At 66.3% G+C, this 20,220-nt stretch carries 15 protein-coding genes and 3 rRNA genes; 13 read left to right on the forward strand and 5 right to left on the reverse strand.

Annotated elements, in window-relative coordinates:
• From AC1DWT_RS40550 to rrf, 3 genes are all read left to right on the forward strand, one after another.
• Positions 1 to 239: ribosomal RNA gene (locus AC1DWT_RS40550) — 16S ribosomal RNA — on the forward strand; the annotation flags it as partial.
• Between the two features lie 329 nt (positions 240 to 568).
• Positions 569 to 3,703: ribosomal RNA gene (locus AC1DWT_RS40555) — 23S ribosomal RNA — on the forward strand.
• Between the two features lie 134 nt (positions 3,704 to 3,837).
• Positions 3,838 to 3,954, forward strand: a 5S ribosomal RNA gene (rrf, locus tag AC1DWT_RS40560).
• A 120-nt stretch (positions 3,955 to 4,074) separates the two neighbouring features.
• On the opposite strand, the gene AC1DWT_RS40565 is transcribed toward rrf, so the two are convergent.
• Both AC1DWT_RS40565 and AC1DWT_RS40570 read right to left on the reverse strand, forming a co-directional pair.
• The gene (locus AC1DWT_RS40565) at positions 4,075 to 4,455 is read right to left on the reverse strand and encodes a hemophore-related protein (protein WP_095862757.1); all 381 of its coding nucleotides are present in this window, start codon (positions 4,453 to 4,455) and stop codon (positions 4,075 to 4,077) included.
• A 94-nt stretch (positions 4,456 to 4,549) separates the two neighbouring features.
• Complete coding sequence (locus AC1DWT_RS40570; RefSeq protein WP_095862758.1) at positions 4,550 to 5,563, reverse strand: Lrp/AsnC family transcriptional regulator; 1,014 nt, start codon at positions 5,561 to 5,563, stop codon at positions 4,550 to 4,552.
• Between the two features lie 102 nt (positions 5,564 to 5,665).
• Between AC1DWT_RS40570 and AC1DWT_RS40575 the strand changes: the two genes are divergently transcribed.
• The 8 genes from AC1DWT_RS40575 to AC1DWT_RS40610 all read left to right on the forward strand — a co-directional run bounded on the left by AC1DWT_RS40575 (position 5,666) and on the right by AC1DWT_RS40610 (position 14,821).
• Positions 5,666 to 7,132, forward strand: a complete 1,467-nt coding sequence (locus tag AC1DWT_RS40575) for an MFS transporter (RefSeq protein WP_477924945.1) — start codon at positions 5,666 to 5,668, stop codon at positions 7,130 to 7,132.
• 32 nt (positions 7,133 to 7,164) lie between these two features.
• Complete coding sequence (locus tag AC1DWT_RS40580; protein ID WP_477924946.1) at positions 7,165 to 8,604, forward strand: amidohydrolase; 1,440 nt, start codon at positions 7,165 to 7,167, stop codon at positions 8,602 to 8,604.
• A gap of 34 nt (positions 8,605 to 8,638) precedes the next feature.
• Positions 8,639 to 9,880: an amidohydrolase gene (locus tag AC1DWT_RS40585; protein WP_477924948.1), complete on the forward strand. Its 1,242-nt coding sequence runs from the start codon at positions 8,639 to 8,641 to the stop codon at positions 9,878 to 9,880.
• A complete protein-coding gene (locus tag AC1DWT_RS40590) occupies positions 9,877 to 11,235 on the forward strand; it encodes an L-serine ammonia-lyase (RefSeq protein WP_477924950.1) in 1,359 nt (452 codons plus the stop codon). The genes AC1DWT_RS40585 and AC1DWT_RS40590 overlap by 4 nt, the downstream gene beginning before the upstream one ends.
• A 60-nt stretch (positions 11,236 to 11,295) precedes the next feature.
• The gene (locus AC1DWT_RS40595; protein ID WP_072949245.1) at positions 11,296 to 11,691 is read left to right on the forward strand and encodes a low affinity iron permease family protein; all 396 of its coding nucleotides are present in this window, start codon (positions 11,296 to 11,298) and stop codon (positions 11,689 to 11,691) included.
• An 81-nt stretch (positions 11,692 to 11,772) separates the two neighbouring features.
• Positions 11,773 to 13,326 (forward strand): succinic semialdehyde dehydrogenase, encoded by a 1,554-nt coding sequence (locus AC1DWT_RS40600; RefSeq protein WP_072949243.1) that lies wholly within the window; start codon positions 11,773 to 11,775, stop codon positions 13,324 to 13,326.
• 2 nt (positions 13,327 to 13,328) lie between these two features.
• Positions 13,329 to 13,772, forward strand: coding sequence for an SRPBCC family protein (locus tag AC1DWT_RS40605; RefSeq protein ID WP_095862765.1), 444 nt, complete (start codon positions 13,329 to 13,331; stop codon positions 13,770 to 13,772).
• A gap of 101 nt (positions 13,773 to 13,873) precedes the next feature.
• Positions 13,874 to 14,821 carry an alpha/beta hydrolase gene (locus AC1DWT_RS40610; RefSeq protein ID WP_477924952.1) on the forward strand — a complete coding sequence of 316 codons (948 nt, stop codon included), beginning with the start codon at positions 13,874 to 13,876 and terminating at the stop codon, positions 14,819 to 14,821.
• On the opposite strand, the gene AC1DWT_RS40615 is transcribed toward AC1DWT_RS40610, so the two are convergent.
• Genes AC1DWT_RS40615 through AC1DWT_RS40625 form a run of 3 tightly spaced genes read right to left on the reverse strand, consistent with a single transcriptional unit; the run spans position 14,818 to position 18,172 of the window.
• Positions 14,818 to 16,395, reverse strand: a complete 1,578-nt coding sequence (locus tag AC1DWT_RS40615; protein ID WP_477924953.1) for a long-chain-fatty-acid--CoA ligase — start codon at positions 16,393 to 16,395, stop codon at positions 14,818 to 14,820. The two genes, AC1DWT_RS40610 and AC1DWT_RS40615, sit on opposite strands and share 4 nt — an antisense overlap.
• Before the next feature lie 10 nt (positions 16,396 to 16,405).
• Positions 16,406 to 17,188 (reverse strand): enoyl-CoA hydratase, encoded by a 783-nt coding sequence (locus AC1DWT_RS40620; protein ID WP_477924955.1) that lies wholly within the window; start codon positions 17,186 to 17,188, stop codon positions 16,406 to 16,408.
• 12 nt (positions 17,189 to 17,200) lie between these two features.
• On the reverse strand, positions 17,201 to 18,172 hold the full coding sequence (locus tag AC1DWT_RS40625; protein WP_477924956.1) for an NADPH:quinone oxidoreductase family protein: 972 nt from the start codon (positions 18,170 to 18,172) through the stop codon (positions 17,201 to 17,203).
• 148 nt (positions 18,173 to 18,320) lie between these two features.
• Here AC1DWT_RS40625 and AC1DWT_RS40630 point away from each other — a divergent pair, with 148 nt between their 5' ends.
• Together AC1DWT_RS40630 and AC1DWT_RS40635 are read left to right on the forward strand one after the other, a co-directional pair.
• Positions 18,321 to 19,121: a crotonase/enoyl-CoA hydratase family protein gene (locus AC1DWT_RS40630; protein WP_206014325.1), complete on the forward strand. Its 801-nt coding sequence runs from the start codon at positions 18,321 to 18,323 to the stop codon at positions 19,119 to 19,121.
• An 89-nt stretch (positions 19,122 to 19,210) separates the two neighbouring features.
• On the forward strand, positions 19,211 to 20,220 hold a 1,010-nt coding region (locus tag AC1DWT_RS40635; protein ID WP_477924959.1), incomplete at its 3' end, for a thiolase family protein.

Here is a 20,220-nt window from a genome sequence, read left to right on the forward strand (position 1 = left end):
CGGGGTCTGCAACTCGACCCCGTGAAGTCGGAGTCGCTAGTAATCGCAGATCAGCAACGCTGCGGTGAATACGTTCCCGGGCCTTGTACACACCGCCCGTCACGTCATGAAAGTCGGTAACACCCGAAGCCGGTGGCCTAACCCCTTGTGGGAGGGAGCCGTCGAAGGTGGGATCGGCGATTGGGACGAAGTCGTAACAAGGTAGCCGTACCGGAAGGTGCGGCTGGATCACCTCCTTTCTAAGGAGCACATCTCCAGTAGGGGATCAACACAGGTTGATTTCTCCTCTGGCAGAGACTGTTTCGTTCCCACATGTGGAACGGCAGACGCTCATGGGTGGAACACTGACACATTTTCCCGCGTATCGGTCGATCTGATGATCGGCCGGCGGGTGATATATCGATGCACTGTTGGGTCCTGAGAGAACACGCAAGTGTTTTTTTCCAGGTAAGAACGACAAGCGATCATGGTGGTCATACCGGCCGGGTTTTTCCGGTGTTCGGTGGCGACAAGAACATGGTTGGTTGTGTGTTGTTTGAGAACTGCACAGTGGACGCGAGCATCTTTGTTGTAAGTAATGAAGAGCGTACGGTGGATGCCTTGGCACCAGGAGCCGATGAAGGACGTAGGAGGCTGCGATAAGCCTCGGGGAGCTGTCAACCGAGCTGAGATCCGAGGATGTCCGAATGGGGAAACCCAGCACGAGTGATGTCGTGTTACCCGCACCTGAATATATAGGGTGTGTGGAGGGAACGTGGGGAAGTGAAACATCTCAGTACCCACAGGAAGAGAAAACAATAGTGATTCCGTGAGTAGTGGCGAGCGAAAGCGGAAGAGGCTAAACCATGGATGTGTGATAGCCGGCAGGTGTTGCATTCGTGGGGTTGTGGGGTTCATCTTGTCAATGCTGCCGTGTTGGCCGACAGTAAGAAATCATTGTGTTAGTGGAAGTGGTCTGGAACGGCCTGTCGTAGAGGGTGAGAGTCCCGTACACGAAAACATGATGACTGTCGTGATGGAAACCCAAGTAGCACCGGGCCCGTGAAATCTGGTGTGAATCTGTCGGGACCACCCGATAAGCCTGAATACTCCCTGGTGACCGATAGCGGACTAGTACCGTGAGGGAAAGGTGAAAAGTACCCCGGGAGGGGAGTGAAATAGTACCTGAAACCGTGCGCTTACAATCCGTCAAAGCCTTCGAGTGACTTGTCACTGGGGGTGATGGCGTGCCTTTTGAAGAATGAGCCTGCGAGTTAGTGGCATGTCGCGAGGTTAACCCGTGTGGGGTAGCCGTAGCGAAAGCGAGTCCGAATAGGGCGTTTTAGTGGCATGTTCTAGACCCGAAGCGGAGTGATCTACCCATGGCCAGGTTGAAGCGACGGTAAGACGTCGTGGAGGACCGAACCCACTTAGGTTGAAAACTGAGGGGATGAGCTGTGGGTAGGGGTGAAAGGCCAATCAAACTCCGTGATAGCTGGTTCTCCCCGAAATGCATTTAGGTGCAGCGTCGCGTGTTTCTCACCGGAGGTAGAGCTACTGGATGGTCTAGGGGGCCCACAAGCTTACCGAAATCAGCCAAACTCCGAATGCCGGTGAGTGAGAGCGCGGCAGTGAGACTGCGGGCGATAAGGTTCGTAGTCGAGAGGGAAACAGCCCAGATCGCCAGCTAAGGTCCCTAAGCGTGTACTAAGTGGAAAAGGATGTGGGGTCGCGAAGACAACCAGGAGGTTGGCTTAGAAGCAGCCACCCTTGAAAGAGTGCGTAATAGCTCACTGGTCAAGTGATCCTGCGCCGACAATGTAGCGGGGCTCAAGTACACCACCGAAGCTGCGGCATTCACACAATGCACCCCTGCGATTCTGCGGAGTCGTGGGCAGTGGTGTGGATGGGTAGGGGAGCGTCGTGTGGCCATGGAAGCGGCGGGGTGACCCAGCCGTGGAGGCCACACGAGTGAGAATGCAGGCATGAGTAGCGAAAGACGAGTGAGAAACTCGTCCGCCGAATGACCAAGGGTTCCTGGGCCAGGTTAATCCGCCCAGGGTGAGTCGGGACCTAAGACGAGGCCGACAGGCGTAGCCGATGGACAACGGGTTGATATTCCCGTACCCGTGTGAACGCGCCCCTGGTGAATCAGTGATACTAACCATCCTGAAGCGTCCTTACGTCCCTTCGGGGGCCCTGGATGTGGATGCATGGGACCTGATCTGGTAGTAGCCAAGCGATGGGGTGACGCAGGAAGGTAGCTGAGCCAGTCAGTGGTAATACTGGTGTAAGCCTGTAGGGCGAATGGTAGGCAAATCCGCCATTCACACAGCCTGAGAGGTGACGCATAGCCGAATGAGGCGAATTCAGTGATCCTATGCTGCCGAGAAAAGCCTCTAGCGAGCTTTCACACGGCCCGTACCCCAAACCGACACAGGTGGTCAGGTAGAGAATACTAAGGCGATCGAGATAACTATGGTTAAGGAACTCGGCAAAATGCCCCCGTAACTTCGGGAGAAGGGGGGCCTCGTCCGGTGATCACTCTTGCAGTGTGAGCTGGGTGGGGCCGCAGAGACCAGTGAGAAGCGACTGTTTACTAAAAACACAGGTCCGTGCGAAGTCGTAAGACGATGTATACGGACTGACGCCTGCCCGGTGCTGGAAGGTTAAGAGGACCGGTTAGCCACTTCGGTGGCGAAGCTGAGAATTTAAGCCCCAGTAAACGGCGGTGGTAACTATAACCATCCTAAGGTAGCGAAATTCCTTGTCGGGTAAGTTCCGACCTGCACGAATGGCGTAACGACTTCTCAGCTGTCTCAACCATAGACTCGGCGAAATTGCATTACGAGTAAAGATGCTCGTTACGCGCGGCAGGACGAAAAGACCCCGGGACCTTCACTACAGCTTGGTATTGGTGTTCGGTTCGGTTTGTGTAGGATAGGTGGGAGACTGTGAAGCGCTCACGCCAGTGAGTGTGGAGTCGTTGTTGAAATACCACTCTGATCGTATTGGACCTCTAACCTCGGACCATGATCTGGTTCAGGGACAGTGCCTGGTGGGTAGTTTAACTGGGGCGGTTGCCTCCCAAAATGTAACGGAGGCGCCCAAAGGTTCCCTCAGCCTGGTTGGCAATCAGGTGTCGAGTGCAAGTGCACAAGGGAGCTTGACTGTGAGACTGACAGGTCGAGCAGGGACGAAAGTCGGGACTAGTGATCCGGCACCGGCAAGTGGAAGCGGTGTCGCTCAACGGATAAAAGGTACCCCGGGGATAACAGGCTGATCTTCCCCAAGAGTCCATATCGACGGGATGGTTTGGCACCTCGATGTCGGCTCGTCGCATCCTGGGGCTGGAGTAGGTCCCAAGGGTTGGGCTGTTCGCCCATTAAAGCGGCACGCGAGCTGGGTTTAGAACGTCGTGAGACAGTTCGGTCTCTATCCGCCGCGCGCGTTAGAAACTTGAGGAAGGCTGTCCCTAGTACGAGAGGACCGGGACGGACGAACCTCTGGTGTGCCAGTTGTTCCACCAGGAGCACCGCTGGTTAGCTACGTTCGGAAGGGATAACCGCTGAAAGCATCTAAGCGGGAAGCCTGTTCCAAGATGAGGTTTCTCACCCCCTCGAGGGGGTAAGGCCCCCGGCAGACCACCGGGTTGATAGGCCAGAACTGGAAGTCCGGTAACGGATGCAGGTGACTGGTACTAATAGGCCGAGGACTTACCACAAAGAAGCTACGCGTCCACTGTGCAGTATCTGAAACAACACACGTTTCGGAACTGAAGAAGAAGAACCACCACCATCGGTCCAACGATGTGTGGTTGTGTCTTCGCTGATGTTCCGTGTGACAGTTTCATAGAGTTACGGCGGCCATAGCGGAGGGGAAACGCCCGGTCCCATTCCGAACCCGGAAGCTAAGCCCTCCAGCGCCGATGGTACTGCACCCGACAGGGTGTGGGAGAGTAGGACACCGCCGAACATCCGTTACCGAAAGCCCCCCAACCWTGTTGGGGGGCTTTCGGCATTTCACAACACTTTTGGCCGACGGCAAAGCGAAAACCGTTGCGGCACGTTCTCTGTCGACCGTGACTGGCGTCCGTCAGTAGTTGCCGCAGGTCTCGGCGATCGTCAGTGCCTTCGCGCGCCACTCGACAGCCGGTCCCTCGGTTGGAACGGTCTCCAGCCGGCTCTTCAGCTGCGGGTGCGAATCGAGGACGGCCTGACGATCGGCAGGGGACTTCGAGAAGAAGTCCGCCAGCTGAGCCTTGCGCTCGGGTGCCTGATCCAGGCGCGCGGCGAGCTGCGGGGTCACGTCGTGCATCGCCGCATCGATCTGGGCGAAGCTGCAGGTGCTATTCACGAGGCGGGCGGAGTCGGTGTCGGCCGGATCCGCGGAGGCGATCCCCGGTACCAGCGCGGCGGCGGCGAGGGCGCCGGCCGCTGCGATGCCGAGGCGCAGACGTGCTCGTGAAACGTTCATGACAAGTCCTCCAGTGTCGGTGGGTATGCCGGGGACACGTTAGGGGTACGAGTTGTGATTCCTCTGAGGACCGTCTGAGAATTGGGGCCCGCGGTCACGTCGGGTCGGGCGGAATCATGGACACCACCGGGCCCGTCGCGCGTCCGCGGTCGTCCAGGATGTGACCGAGGTGTTTGCCGATCTGCATGACCACCGATCGGTCCGCCACTCGCGACCCGGGCAGGAGCTTCTCCAGGAGCAGTTCGAACCGGTGAACGTCGTTGAGGGTGCGCAACCAGACTGCCATGATCAGGTTGTATTCGCTGGCCACGAGCACCGCCAACCGCACTTCCTCGATCTTGCCCAGCGAGGTCCTCAGTCGCTCGACGAGGGGCGCGGGAACCTGCATGAAGTACCAGGCATAGATCGGCCACTCCGAGTAGGTCCGGGCGACATCGGTGCGCAGTCGGAGAGAGCCGTCCCGCCGCATCGTCGCGATCGCGTCGGTGATGCGCTGATTGCTGACGCCTGCGCGTTCCGCGATCGCCGTGGTCGGTGCGCGGCCGTCGATTCCCAGTTCGTGATGGATCAGGCGCTTGAGGCCGGGTGCGACCGTCCGCGCTGCGCGGGGACGCGGCGGTCGGGCTGCGGGAACCTTGGCGACCTGCTCCGCCGACAGCGTCCGGAGCCGCCAGTTCCCGGCCTCGAAGAGCACCTCCGTGATGAGGTGCGTCCGGGCTCGCCGGATCGCCGGATACTCCCCGAGGCGGTGGAGCAGGAATCGTGACGTGTCCACCGAATCCTCTGCCATCAGGGTGAGCAGCAGGTCGCGTCCGCCCGCCGTGAAATCGATACTCGCGACCATCGGATCTTCGGAGATGGCCTCCGCAGTGGAGACGGATTGTCCGGGTGCGCATTCGATTTCGATCAGCGCGCCGCGCCCGGGCGTCCCGGGGTCGTATCCGGTGATCCAGATCAGGCCGGCGTTGAGGAGCCGCTGATAGCGCCTCGACAACGTCACGGGGTCGACGGCCAATGCGGGCGCGAGCGCCTTCCACGATGCCCGTGGCTCGATTTGCAGTGCATGGATGAGTGCGAAGTCGACGTCATCTGGCTCGTAATCCTGCATGGTTTGCCCTTCGATGCCGATAATGCTGCAAATTTACACGACGGAATTCACGCGGCGGCACTCTTCCATGAGTCACTTTCCACTCGTCCTCTTGGAGTCGACATGAGTTCTTCGCCCMACATCCGGGGAGGCGACGCTGCCACCGCAGCGGTCGGGTTCCTCGTGGTCATGGAGTTCGCGAGCGGGTTGCTGCAGGGGTGGTTCTCCCCGCTGCTGCCCGCCATCGGCGAACGCTTCGACGCGTCGTCCGCCGCATTGAACTGGGTGAGCGCCATGTACCTGCTGGGAACGGCCGCCTGCGTGCCGCTGATCGCCAAACTGGGGGACCTCTTCGGGCACAAACGCCTTCTCGTTCTCGCCACCGCTTCCGTCGCGTTCGGTTCGTACCTCGTCGCGTTCGCGCCGTCCTACGAACTGCTGCTCGTCGGCCGGGCGCTGCAAGCACCGCTCGCGGCGTTCCTGCCGCTCGAATTCGCGATCGTGCGGGACCGAAACGCGGCCACGGCCGGCCGGAGCATCGGCCGGCTCGTCGGGTCACTGACGCTGGGCGCCGCCGTCGGCGGCCTGCTCTCGGGATTCCTCCTCGACTCCGTCGTCGACAATGTCGGGCTGGTCCTGCTCGTCCCCGCCGTGCTCATGACGATCTGCCTGCCCGTCGTGTACTTCCTCGTCCCGGAGACGACGGTACGTAAGGAAGGAACAGTCGACTGGGCCGGTGCGGTCCTGCTCACGGTCGGACTGCTCGGCGTGCTCGGCGGTGTGTCCAACGCGAGCACCTGGGGTTGGACGAGCGCGCTGACGTGGTCGGCCATCGGCGTCGGGGCCGCGGTTCTCGTCGTGTGGGTGTTCGTGGAACGACGCGTCCAGCACCCCCTCGTGGACCTCGACGTCATCGGACGAGGGATGCGGGTACCGATGCTGATGGCGTTGCTGTTCGGCGCCCAGTTGTTCGGTGTCCAGACCCCCTGCGCCCTCTTCCTCCGTGCCGTGCCGGAGACGAACGGCTACGGGATGGGTGTCACCGCGTCCGTGACCGGACTGATCCTGGCGCTGTTCGCGCTCGCGATGTTCGTCGGCGCGTCCGTCAGCGACCGGCTCGCCCGATCCGCCCTCACCGTCCCCGGATCCCTCGCGCTCGGTGCGCTGCTCTCGGCGGCGGCCTACGGACTGATGATCGTCGTCCCGGGGAGCGCCCCACTGTTCGCCCTGTGGCTCGTCGTCGCGGGCCTCGGCGGCGGAGTGGTGGTCGGGGTGCTGCCCACCGTCATCGTGCAGCAGGCGCCGCCGGATTCGGTCGGCATCGCGTCCGGCCTCTACAACACGTCCCGCACCGCGGCGGGCGCCGTGTCCGGCGCCGTGTTCGCGCTCGTGATGTCGTCGATGGTCACCCCGGCACTCACCGCCGGCGGCAAGCAGATCCCCTCCGCGAGCGCCTATCACGTGGTCTGGGCAGTCTGCGCGGCACTGTGCGTCGTCACGGCCATCCTGGCGCGCAAACTCCGGTCTTCCGCGACGACCACCGAGAACGACAAGCCCACCCTCGCCGACGGCGAGCAAGTACACGCCTGACAACCCGTGACACCGAACGAAAGGACATCGAAGTGTCTGTCGATCCACAACTCCTCGGCACCATCGACGAGCTCGGCCCGCAGTACGCCGCGTTGAGCGATGCCATCTGGGACAACCCCGAATTGCGTTGGGAAGAGCACGCGTCCGTCGATGCGCAGATCGCTGCTGCCGAGGCGGAGGGCTTCACCGTCACCCGGTCGGTGGCGGGAATCCCGACCGCATTCAGCGCGGAAGCGGGCAGCGGTCAACCGGTGATCGCCATCGTCGGTGAGTACGACGCCCTCGCCGGGCTGAGCCAGAAGTCGGGAAGTGCTGTGCCGGAGCCGGAACCCGGCAACGAGTCCGGCAACGGACAAGGCTGCGGCCACCACCTGCTCGGCGGCGGCTCCCTCCTCGCCGCGACCGCGGTCAAACGCTACCTCGACGCGAACGGCCTGCCCGGAACCGTCCGCTACTACGGCTGTCCCGCGGAGGAAGCAGCCGCCGGAAAGACGTTCATGGTCAAGGAAGGTGCCTTCGACGACGTCGATGCCGCCGTGTCCTGGCATCCCGGCGACACCACCACCGTGCAACGGATCCGGACGCTCGCGTATGTCCAGGCGTACGTCCGGTTCACCGGCATCGCCGCGCACGCCGGAGTGTCTCCTGAACGTGGCCGCAGCGCACTCGACGCACTCGAACTGATGAACGTGGGCACGAACTTCCTCCGTGAGCACATGCCCTCGGACTGCCGGATCCACTACGCGATCCTCGACACCGGAGGCCGCTCGCCGAATGTCGTGCAGGCGTCCGCCGAGGCCTACTACCTGGTGCGCTCGCCCGACGTGGCCGGCATGCGCGAGCTGTTCGCCCGCGTGACGAAGATCGCCGAAGGCGCCGCCCTGATGACGGAGACGACGGTCGAGATCGAGGTCGACGGCGGCTGCTCGGACATCCTGCCCAACGTCGTCCTCGAGGATTCGATGCAGGAGCGGCTCCGCGAGCTCGGGCCGGTGCCCTTCGACGTCACCGATCTCGCGACCGCGGAGGCGTTCATTACCAAGACGGCTTCGGGACGCACGGCGAGCACGCTCGGCGGTGAATTCGATGGCGACGGAGGCGCTCTGCACACCGGGATCGTCACGTTCGACGCGCGCTCGCTGCGCCCGACGATGACCGGATCCAGCGACCTCGGCGACGTCAGCTGGGTGACGCCGCTCGTGCAGTGCGCCACCGCGTGCGTCGGTGTCGGCACGGCCGCCCACTCGTGGCAGATGGTCGCGCAGGGCAAGCTGCCCGCCGCGCACAAGGGGATGATCCACGCCGCGAAGATCATGGCCTCGACCGCCGTGGACCTCCTGACGGACGCCGAACTGCTGGCGTCGGCGCGCAAGGAATTCAGCACCCGCACGACGCAAACTCACTACGACTCACCGCTTCCCGACGGGATCGTCGCGCCGCCTCTGCGCGACGCCGTCGCCGTCGCGCAGTGACCGTCATTCATACCCACCAGGAAGGCACCCGCTCATGACTCTCGCCACCTCCGCACGCGACACCACCGATGCGCGCACGGGCGCGCTGAAGGACGCTGCGGCGCAGATCATCCGGAACAACGAGCAGAAACTGCTCGAGCTCAGCCATCGTATTCACGACACCCCCGAGATCGCGTTCGAGGAGCACCGCGCGGCCGCGCTCGTCGGGGACACGCTCCGGAACGCCGGCTTCGATACCACCGTCGGCGTCTACGGACTCGACACGGCCGTCGAGGCGACCTACGGAAGCGGCGACCTCACCGTCGCGATCTGCGCCGAGTACGACGCACTGCCCGAGGTCGGACACGCATGCGGGCACAACATGATCGCGGCCGCCGGGGTCGGCACCGCACTCGCGCTCGCGGCCGTCGCCGACGAGGCCGGACTCCGGATCAAACTGCTGGGCACACCCGCCGAGGAGCACGGCGGCGGCAAGATTCCCATGCTCGAAGCCGGCGCGTGGGAGGACGCGGCGCTGTCGCTGATGGTCCACGGCACGTCGGGCACGGACATGCCCTGCGCCTCACTGTGGATGCAGGCGGTCGACCGGTTCGAGGTCACGTTCACCGGCCGCGCCGCACACGCCGCCGGCGCACCCGAGCACGGGATCAACGCCGGAGCCGCCGCGACGATCGCGCTGAACGCCATCGGGCTGGTCCGCCAGCAGTTCCGGGCGAAGACCCGCGTCAACGCGTTCGTCTCGCACGGCGGCGACGTCACCAACATCATCCCGGCCCGGACGGTCGTGCAGGTAGAGGTGCGGGCACCGGAGATCGACGAGTGGCGCGAGGTGAAGGCACGCGTGCTCGCCTGCTTCGAAGCGGGTGYGATTGCGACCGGATGCGAGTGGACTTACGAGGCGACGGAACCGCCGTACGCGCCGATGGTGCAGAATCCGGTGCTCGCGGACATCTGGGACCGGAACCTGCAGGCCACCGGCCGCGAACTGACGTCGGCCGCACTGGGCGGCGGGTCCAGCGACATGGGCAACGTGTCCCAGGTCGTGCCGTCCATCCACCCCGGGATCGCCGTCCTCGGGAGCACCGCGATCCCGCACAACGCCGACTTCGCGGACGCCGCGGCGACTCCTGCCGCGGACACGGCGATCATCGACGGTGCGACGGCGCTGGCATGGACGGTCCTCGACGTCGCACTGGACGCCGGGGTCCGCGGTGAGCTGCTCCGGCTGCAGGCGGAACGCCCGGAGGGATTCACCCGGACCGCGAACTGGGCATGAGCGCGTACGTCTCCCTGACGGAACTGTTCTCCCTCGGGATCGGGCCCAGCAGCTCCCACACCGTCGGCCCGATGCGGGCGGCGGCGGACTTCGTCGACGAACTGCACGCGGCCGGTCGGCTCGACCGGGTCGAGAAGGTGGAGTGCATTCTCTACGGGGCGCTGGCGGCGACCGGCATCGGCCACGGAACCCCCGATGCGGTCGTCGCCGGGCTCGCCGGGGCCCGGCCGGAGACGTGCGATCCCGACGACGTCCGGGGCGCGTGGCGAAGGCTCGGCGACGGCGCCCCCGTGGCCCTCGGCGGGACGCGTCCGGTGATCGTGCGCGAACGGGACGTGGTGTTCGCGCCGCTCACCCGGATGCCGGTGCACACCAACGCATTGCGGCTGCGAGCCGTCGACGGCGCCGGATCCGCCGTCGCCGACCGGGTGTACTACTCGGTCGGCGGCGGGTTCGTCGTTCCGGAGAATGCGCGACCGCCCGCAGTCGACGACCGGCCCGCCGTGCCGTTCCCCTTCACGACCGCCGGTGAGCTGCTCGAGATCTGCGCCGAGACCGGGAACAGCATCGCCGAGGTCGCGGACGCGAACGAGGCAGTACTGATCGGGGCCGACCGCGTGCCGGAAGCGGTCGGCCGCATCTGGTCGGCGATGGTGTCGTGCATCGAGTCCGGCGTCGCCACCGAGGGCAGGCTGCCCGGCGGACTGGACGTGGTGCGCCGGGCACCGGGTCTGTACCGGCGACTGGTGTCCACCGGCGCGTCCCACGATGCGATCGACTGGCTGCAGACGTACGCGATGGCCGTCAACGAGGAGAACGCCGCCGGTGGTCGCGTCGTCACGGCACCGACGAACGGGGCAGCGGGGATCGTCCCGGCCGTCGGGAGGTACTACGAGCAGTTCCTCGCCGGCGGCGCCGTGGACATGCGGACGTTCCTGCTCACCGCCACGGCGATCGGATCGCTGGTGAAGGCGAACGCGTCGATCTCGGGCGCGGAGGCAGGCTGCCAGGGTGAGGTCGGGTCGGCGTGCGCGATGGCGGCCGGGGCGCTGTGCGCGGTGCTCGGCGGAACGCCGGCGCAGGTCGAGTACGCCGCCGAGATCGCGATGGAACACCACCTCGGTCTCACCTGCGACCCGGTCGGAGGTCTCGTGCAGATCCCCTGCATCGAGCGGAACGGGATCGCGGCGGTGACCGCTCTGAGCGCGGCCCGGATGGCGCTCAACCGCGACGGCAGCCACGTCGTCTCCCTCGACACCGTCATCGAGACGATGCGGCAGACCGGCCTCGACATGTCCGACAAGTACAAGGAGACGTCGACGGGCGGTCTCGCGCTCAACGTTGTGATGTGTTGAAACGGGCATATCAGTTGAAACGGGCATATCGGGAGTGGTGGCTGAGCCTAGACTCCGAAGATGGAACGCAGTGCGAAGGCTGCACGCGAGCAGCGCACCGATCAGCGGTCGACGTTCGACAAGTTCGTCGAGCAGATCGAACTCCGGGTCAGCCAGGCGCCGTTCTTCGGGATCTGCGCCGGCGTCGTGGTCCTGTGGGTGGTCAGCATTCCGCTGTGGAAGGACCTCCACGAGTGGCAGATCGCCATCCACACCGTCGGCGCCGTGTTCACGCTGCTGCTGGTGGTGCTGCTCGAGAACGCGAGCAGGCGTTCGTCGGAGGCGCTGCAGGAGAAACTCAACGTCATCGCCGAGGCCCTTGCCGACCTGCTCGACTCCTCCGCCCAGGACGATCCCGAACTGAAGAAGGCGGAGGTGAAGCTGCGGGAGGCGGTCGGGCTCGAGGAGCGGCACTGATCCATGCGCCCCTGTGACACAGCGCACCGAACAGGTAAGTTATGTGTAACCGCGAAAACTACTAACCAGTAGGGGTACGAAATGCCTGTTCCGACCGCCGCCACGTTCGCGCGGCTCGCCGACCTCATCGCCATCCCGGACGCCGCAGATCGCCCGACGCGGTCCGTCGTCGAGGCGTTCACGGGCAAGGAACTGGCCACCGTCCCTGTCGGCACGGCCCAGGACGCCGAGGACGCGATCGCACGTGCGCGGGTGGCACAGAAGGACTGGGCCACGCGTCCCGTCACGGAACGCGCCGCGATCTTCCACCGCTACCGCGACCTGGTGCTCGCGAACCGCGACGCCCTGATGGACATGGCGCAGGCCGAGACGGGCAAGTCCCGCGCCGCCGCGCAGGAGGAGGTCCTCGACATCTCGATGACCGCCCGCCACTATGCGCGCGTCGCCCCCAAGCTGCTGCGTCCCCGCCGCATCTCCGGCATGCTGCCCGGCCTCACCAAGACGGTCGTGCGGTACCAGCCGAAGGGCGTCGTCGGCGTCATCTCGCCGTGGAACTACCCCATGACCCTCGCGGTGTCGGACGCCGTCGCCGCGCTCCTCGCCGGCAACGCCGTCGTCCTCAAGCCCGACAGCCAGACCCCGTACTGCGCCCTGGCCTGCGTCGACCTGCTGTACCAGGCCGGGCTGCCGCGCGACCTGTTCGCCGTCGTTCCCGGACCGGGCTCGGTGGTCGGCACCGCCCTCGTCGAGAACACCGAGTACCTGATGTTCACCGGGTCCTCGGCGACGGGTCAGCTCCTCGCCGAGCAGGCCGGTCGCCGCCTCATCGGCTTCTCCGCCGAACTCGGCGGCAAGAACCCGATGATCGTCACCGCGGGCGCCAACCTCCGTGAGGTCACCGACGCCGCCGTGCGTGCCTGCTACTCCAACTCCGGGCAGCTGTGCATCTCCATCGAGCGCATCTACGTCGAGGAGTCCATCGCACCCGAATTCACCCGGATGTTCGGCGAACGCGTCCGCAACATGAAGCTCGGCGCCGGCTACGACTTCGGCATCGAAATGGGCAGCCTCGTGTCCGAGGACCAGGTCAAGGCCGTGTCCAGCCACGTCGACGACGCCGTCGTCAAGGGCGCCACCGTGGTGGCGGGCGGCAAGGCACGCCCCGACCTCGGACCCCTGTTCTACGAGCCGACGGTCCTGACCGGTGTTCCCGAGGACGCCGAGTGCTACCGCGACGAGACGTTCGGACCGCTGGTTTCGATCTACCCCGTCGCCGACGTCGACGAAGCGGTCGAACGCGCCAACGACACCGAGTACGGCCTGAACGCGAGCGTGTGGGCGGGAACCAAGGCGGAGGGCGAGGCCATCGCCGCACGGATCCACGCCGGAACCGTCAACGTCGACGAGGGTTACGCGCCGGCGTGGGGCAGCACCGGAGCGCCGATGGGCGGCATGGGGGTGTCCGGCGTCGGGCGCCGCCACGGCGAGGACGGGCTCCTCAAGTACACCGAGCCGCAGACCATCGCCACCACCCGCGTCCTCAACCTCGGTGGCCCGCGGGGACTGTCGCCGAAGGTGTGGGCCAAGATCATGCCGCCCTTCGTGAAGGCGCTGCAGTGGATTCCGGGCCGCTAGACGTGGACAGCGCGAAAATCCTGATCGACGTTCCGCCCACCCAAGTGTGGGGTGTGGTGACCGACGTCGAGGGCATGGGCCGGTTCAGTCCCGAGAACACCGGCGCGCGCTGGACATCGGGCACACCGGCGACGGTGGGATCGCGGTTCGTCGGCGCCAACCGGCACGGACCGGTGCGCTGGAAGACGCACTGCACCGTCGTGGATGTCGTTCCGGACCAGAGGTTCTCGTTCGAGGCGGACGAACCGAAGGCCCGCTGGACGTACCACCTCGAACCCTCCGGCTCCGGCACTCTCGTTACCGAGACCCGGGAGATCTACGCGACGCCCGTATGGTGGGTGCGACTGGTGCAGAAATCGAAGGTGCTGGGCAGCAACCGCGACCGGCTGATGCAGGACGGGATGCGGCAGACTCTCGAGCGTATGAAAGTCGCCCTCGAGAGCTGATCTTCCACCCTGGGGTGCGGATTCGTCACCCTAGGGTGCCTGTCGCAAGTTTCCGAAGGACCCGAGACTGAACGGTGTCCACACCTCTCGGAGGCGCCTCCATGAATCCTCGGCCGACACCCGTCGAAGCTGGTCGGTCGTGCCCTGACGTCCGCCGCGAGGACGTCTCGTTCACCTCACGGGGGCAGCGCTGCGCCGCCTGGCTGTACCGTTGCCGAGCCGAAACACCCACGCCGGCAGCCTGTGTGGTGCTCGCGCACGGCTGGAGCGGAGTGCGCGAGCAGCGACTCGACGCCTTCGCGGCGCGGTTCGCGGCCGCGGGAATCGCGGCGCTGGTGTTCGACTACCGCCACTTCGGTGCCAGCGAGGGCGAACCCCGGCAACTGCTCGACATCGGCAGCCAGCTCGACGACTGGGACAGCGCCCTCGCGTACGTGTGCACCCGCCCGGACATCGACCCCGCCCGGGTTGCGCTCTGGGGGACGTCCCTGTCCGGCGGACTCGTCCTGACCACGGCAGCGCGGGACCGTCGCGTGGCCGCGGTCGTGTCGCAGGTTCCGTACGTCGACGGACTGACCAACCTCCCGCGACTCGGGCCGGCCGGGCTCGGCCGCATGGCGGTCGCCTACCTGCGCGACCGGTACGCCCAACTGCGACACCGTCCGCCGCACATGTTCCCCGTCGTCGGACCGCCGGGCTCGTTCGCGGCCATGACGTCCCCCGACGCGGAGGCGGGGTATCACGCGATGGATCCGCCCGGTTCGACGTGGCGCAACGAAACCCCGGGACGGGTGGCGTTGCAGGCGGCGCTGTACCGGCCGACGAGGACGGTCGCGAAGATCGCCTGCCCCGTCTTCTTCGCCATCGCAGACAACGACGTCGTCACGTTCACCCGCAGTGCGCAGAAAGCCGCGGCCAGGACCCCCGACGCCGAGGTGCACGTATACCCGGGCGGGCACTTCGACCCGTACTTCGATGCACTGTTCGAGCAGGTGGTCGCGGACGAGACCGACTTCCTGGTCCGCCACCTCCTGCCCCCGGCCGGCTAACTGCTCACGGCGCCGAACTGTTCGCGCAGAACGCCTTTGACGACCTTGCCGCTGGCATTGCGGGGCAATTGGGGGAGGACCTCGACGAACCTGGGCCGCTTGTACCGGGCGACCCGGCCGTCGAGCCAGTCCGCGAGGGCGTCGACCCCCGGCGCGGCCCCGGCCCGCGGGACCACGACCGCGACGGGAACCTCGCCCCACCGCTCGTCGGCCCGCCCGATCACCGCGACGTCGAGAATGTCCGGGTGAGCGGCGAGGGCATTCTCGACCTCGGCGCAGTAGATGTTCTCCCCGCCCGAGATGATCATGTCCTTCTTGCGGTCCACCACATACACGAATCCCTCGGAATCCACGCGCACCAGATCGCCGGAGTGGAACCAGCCGCCGTCGAACGCGTCCGCGGTGGCCTCGGGGTTGCGCCAGTATCCCTCCATGAGTCCCGGTCCGCGGTAGACGATCTCACCGATCTCGCCCTGCGGCACGTCGTTCATCGTCTCGTCGACCACGCGCATCGCGACCGTGTCGATGGGCTTCCCGACCGAGCCGATCTTGCGCACGGCATCCTTGCCGTCGAGCATGCACGTCACCGGCGACATCTCGGTCTGCCCGAAGAAGGCCACGATCGCGGCGTCGGGGAATGCGGCGTTCAGCCGGTCGAGGAGTGTCGGGGTGGCAGGCGCGGCGCCCCATCCCAGCACCCGCAGGGCCAGATCCCGGCCCTCGGGGCCGGCGTCGTCGAGGATGGCCTGCCACTGGGTGGGCACCATGAACACACTGGTCACCCGCTCGCGCTCGAGCGCGTCGAGTAGTTCGGTCGCGTCGAACGCACCGGTCGGATGGATCACGACGGTCGCGCCGATCAACAGGAACGGCCCGACGCTGCCGAGGGCGGCGATGTGGAACAGCGGCGACGAGACCAGGTTGACCTCGGACTCGGTGTCGAATAGTCGCCAACCCCGGATGAGGGTCAGCGCCTGCGCCTGCAGATTCAGGTGCGACAGCACCGCGCCCTTCGGACGCCCGGTGGTGCCGGACGTGTACATGATGGCGGCAGGCGAGTTTTCCGGTACGTCCGCGATCGGAACGTCGGGATCGGCGGCGCGCAACTGCTTCTCGAGCGACACGTCGTCGGGGGCGTCGCCGACCACGAGCACCGGCACGGCGCCGTCGACCTCGGCGGCGAGATCGGCGAGTGAAGCCTCGACGACCACGACGGCGGCGTCGCTGTCGGCGACGATGAACTTCACCTCGCCGGGACTCAGCCGGAAATTGACGGGGACGGCGATCGCGCCCAGGCGAGTCGCGGCGAGCATCACCTCGAGGAACTCGGGGCGGTTGGTGAGCAGCAGCACGACGCGGTCGCCGCGAGCGACACCGCGGGCGGCGAGTACCGCCGCGGTCCGCGCGCTGCGGTCGTCGAGTTCACGCCAGGTGGTCGACACGCCCCGGAACCGGAGCGCCACCGCATCGGGTTTCGCGAAAGCATGCCGGGCAACATGATTGGCCCAGTGCGTCCGCCGCGAGGCGAACGGCTGAGCGTGCGACGACGCTGTCACGGTGACGTCCGCTGTCATGATGACGTCCTCAGGCCCGGCCGAACACGGCGGGACGCTTTTCCAGGAACRCCGCGACGCCCTCCTGGAAATCGGCGGCGGCGAGAAGGTCGATCTGGCCCGAACGCTCGCGGGCGAACGCGTTGTCGAGTTCGATGAGCGTCGCGTCGTTGACGGCGTCCTTGGTGAAGTGGAAGGCCTCCGACGGTCCGTCGGCGAGACGTCGCGCGAGGGCGTCGACGGTCGCGGCGAACTCGTCGTCGGGGTATACGTCGGCGATCAACCCGGCCGCGAGAGCCTCACGCGCGGGCAGTCGTTCGGCCAGGAGTGCCATCTTCAGGGCGCGGGCGCGACCGATCGACGCGGCGACCAACGCGGTGGCGCCGCCGTCGGGCATCAGACCGACCTTCGTGAAGGCGAGCAGGAAATAGCTGGACTCGGTGGCGATCGTGAGGTCGCAGGCCAGGGCGAGCGAGACCCCGACACCCGCCGCGGGACCGTTGACCGCACCGATCACGGGCCGCGGGAACGCGCGGATCGCGGCCGCCGCGCGGTTCGCGGCGTCGATCGTCGCGGACGACGGTGGCCCGGAGATGTCGAGGCCACCCAGGTCGGCACCCGTGCAGAAGGCGCGGCCGGCGCCGGTGAGGATCGCGACCCGCGCCTCCGCGTCACCGGCGTGCTTGTCGAAGGCGTCGGCGATGGCGTCGAGGGACTCGGTGGTGACGGCGTTCATGCGGGACGGGCGGTCGAGGGTGACGCGGAGGACGCCGTTGTCGACGGTCGTGTGCACGCCGGGAATGTCGGAGGTCATGAGGATCCTTAGTCAGGAAGGGCGGACGGAGAGGGCGATTTTGCCGGTGGCGGAACGGGTTTCGAGTGTCCGCAGTGCGTCGCCGGCGTGTTCGAACGAGTAGACGGTGGGTTCGGTGATCCGGAGCGCGCCGGATTCGAGGAGAGGGCTCAGGGCCGCCCACTGCCGGCCCGTGTAACCGGGATGGGTGCGCACGTACTCGCCCCATCCCGCGCCGAGAACCGAGATGTTACGCAGCAGAAGCCGATTGACCTTGACGGTGGGGATCTCGCCGCCGGTGAAACCGAGGACCACGAGCCGCCCGTTGGGCGCGAGGCTGCGCAGACTGTCGGTGAAACGGTCGCCGCCCACCGGGTCGAGGATGATGTCGACGCCGCGGCCGTCGGTGAGGTCGCGGACCCGGTCCTTCCACCCGTCCACGAGGACGACGTGGTCGGCGCGGTTGGCCTTCGCGATGCCGGCCTTCTCCTCCGTGCTGACCACGGCTATTGTCTCGAGTCCCAGCGCGGCCGCGACCTGCAGCGCGGCCACCCCGACACCGCCGGCGGCGCCGTGCACCAGAACGGTCTCGCCTGCGCGGTAGCGGGCACGCTCGTCGAGGGCGAAGTGCACGGTGAGGTAGTTCAGCAGGAATCCGGCGCCCGCCTCGAGCGACACCGAGTCGGGGAGCGGGAACACCGAGTCGGGTTCCACCGCGACGGTCTGCTGCCACGCACCGTCCGTCGCGAGCACGGCCACCCGTTGTCCTGCCCGGATGCGGCTGTCTGCGGGGGCGCTGCGGACGACGCCCGCGCCCTCGAGTCCCAGCACGAAGGGCATGTCGCGGACGATCTGATAGCTGCCGGTGGTCTGCAGCAGGTCGGGAAAGGCCACGCCGGCGGCGTGCAGATCGACGACGACGCGTCCGGTTCCGTCGGGTTCGTCGATCTCGGCGAGCTGTACTCCGGCGGGGCCGGAAGCGCTGGTCAGTTGCTGGGCATACACGTGGTGATCTCCTCCGTCGGTCCCTGACTATCCATACCAGACGCTACTGAACGGGCGCTAGATAAAGTCGGCCATTGACCGTGTGCTCGGCGGCGTGGTACTAACTTTAACGAGCGATCAGTAATCAGGCCGAGTCGGAGGATGAGACGTGCCAGAACAGACCGAGACGGTGGAGGCAGCCGCACTGTGGGAGCGGCGCGGAGGCATCGGCATCATCACGTTGAACCGCCCCAAGGCGCTCAATGCGGTGAACGGCGCGCTGTCGACCGCCGTGGGCAATCTGCTCGAGCAGGCCGAGAACGACCCCGACGTACGGGTGGTCGTGGTGACCGGGTCCGGCCGCGCGTTCTGCGCCGGCGCCGACCTCAAGGCACTCTCCACCGGTGGAAACATCGCTGCGGAGGGGCACCCCGAATGGGGCTTCGCCGGATACGCGCAGCACTGGATCAGCAAGCCGACCATCGCCGCGGTCAACGGCTTCGCCCTCGGCGGCGGCACCGAACTGGTGCTGGCCAGCGACCTCGCGGTCGTGGACGAGGAAGCGAAACTCGGGCTTCCCGAGGTCAAGCGAGGACTGTTCGCCGCCGCGGGCGGCGTGATCCGCCTGCAGCAGCAGATCCCCAAGAAGGTCGCGCTGGAGATCGCGCTGACCGGCGAACCGATCACCGCGGCGCAGGGCAAGGAACTGGGCCTCGTCAACCGGGTCGCCCCGGCGGGCACCGCCCTCGACGTCGCGCTCGAACTCGCCGAGCAGATCGCCGCCAACGCACCCCTGTCGGTGCGTGAATCGAAGGCCATGATCCACCGCACCGCAACCGAGCCCGACTGGGGCGACCGGGCATGGGAGGCGAACACCGCCGCCATCGCCACCATCTTCACCAGCGCGGACGCCAAGGAAGGGCCGACGGCATTCGCCGAGAAGCGGCAACCGGTCTGGCAGGGCCGCTGACCCGTGAGTACTTGTTAACCGCGGGCGGTTAACAAGTACTCACGGGTGGCGCAGCCGCACACACTTTCTCCTCCTCGAAAGGGAACATCATGACCAACGCTGTCATCGTGGACGTAGTCCGCCTCGCCTCCGGTAAAGGCAAACCCGGCGGTGCGCTGTCGGGTACGCACCCGGTGGAACTGCTCGCGCACGTGCTGCGCACCATCACCTCACGGAACGGCATCGACCCCGTACTGGTCGACGACGTCATCGGCGGCTGTGTCGGCCAGGCCGGCGAGCAGGCCCTCAACATCACCCGGACCGCGGTTCTGTCGGCCGGGTTCCCGGATTCGGTTCCGGCGACCACCGTCGACCGCCAGTGCGGCTCCAGCCAGCAGGCGGCGCACTTCGCGGCGCAGGGCGTGATCGCCGGCGCCTACGACATCGTGATCGCCGCGGGTGTCGAGTCGATGTCGCGTGTTCCGATGGGTACGACCACCATCGGGCAGGACGCGTCCGGTCCGGGCATCGCCGCCCGCTACCCCGAAGGCCTTGTCAACCAGGGTATTTCCGCGGAACTGATCGCCGCCAAGTGGAAGTTCGACCGCGACACCCTCGACACGTTCTCCGCGCAGTCGCACCAGCGCGCCGCCGACGCCGCGTCGAAGGGGTTGTTCGCCAAGGAGATCATCCCGATCGACGTGACCAACGCCGCCGGTGAGACGGTGACGCACACCGTCGACGAGACGGTGCGCGCCACGACTACCGCCGAGGGACTGTCCGGGCTGAAGTCGTCGTTCTACTCGGAGAAGTACGCGGCCCGGTTCCCCGAGGCGCAGTGGCACATCACCCCGGGAAACTCGTCGCCGCTGACCGACGGTGCATCCGCGGCACTGATCATGAGCGAGGAGATGGCGTCGAAGCTGGGTCTGACCCCGCGGGCACGGTTCCACTCGTTCGCCGTCGCCGGTGACGACCCGGTCTTCATGCTCACCGCGCCGATCCCGGCGACGAAGAAGATCCTCGCCAAGTCGGGGCTGAGCATCGACGACATCGACGCCTACGAGGTCAACGAGGCGTTCGCGCCGGTGCCGCTGGCGTGGGCGCACGAGTTCGGGGC

Source organism: Rhodococcus sp. P4_B6 (assembly GCF_056402215.1).

What these genes read in the sequence shown, in the direction of transcription:
- AC1DWT_RS40565 (WP_095862757.1), bottom strand. Translation starts at nt 4,455, where the DNA reads ATGAACGTTTCACGAGCACGTCTGCGCCTCGGCATCGCAGCGGCCGGC.
- AC1DWT_RS40590 (WP_477924950.1), top strand. Translation starts at nt 9,877, where the DNA reads ATGAGCGCGTACGTCTCCCTGACGGAACTGTTCTCCCTCGGGATCGGG.
- AC1DWT_RS40615 (WP_477924953.1), bottom strand. Translation starts at nt 16,395, where the DNA reads ATGACAGCGGACGTCACCGTGACAGCGTCGTCGCACGCTCAGCCGTTC.
- AC1DWT_RS40610 (WP_477924952.1), top strand. Translation starts at nt 13,874, where the DNA reads ATGAATCCTCGGCCGACACCCGTCGAAGCTGGTCGGTCGTGCCCTGAC.
- AC1DWT_RS40595 (WP_072949245.1), top strand. Translation starts at nt 11,296, where the DNA reads ATGGAACGCAGTGCGAAGGCTGCACGCGAGCAGCGCACCGATCAGCGG.
- AC1DWT_RS40570 (WP_095862758.1), bottom strand. Translation starts at nt 5,563, where the DNA reads ATGCAGGATTACGAGCCAGATGACGTCGACTTCGCACTCATCCATGCA.
- AC1DWT_RS40600 (WP_072949243.1), top strand. Translation starts at nt 11,773, where the DNA reads ATGCCTGTTCCGACCGCCGCCACGTTCGCGCGGCTCGCCGACCTCATC.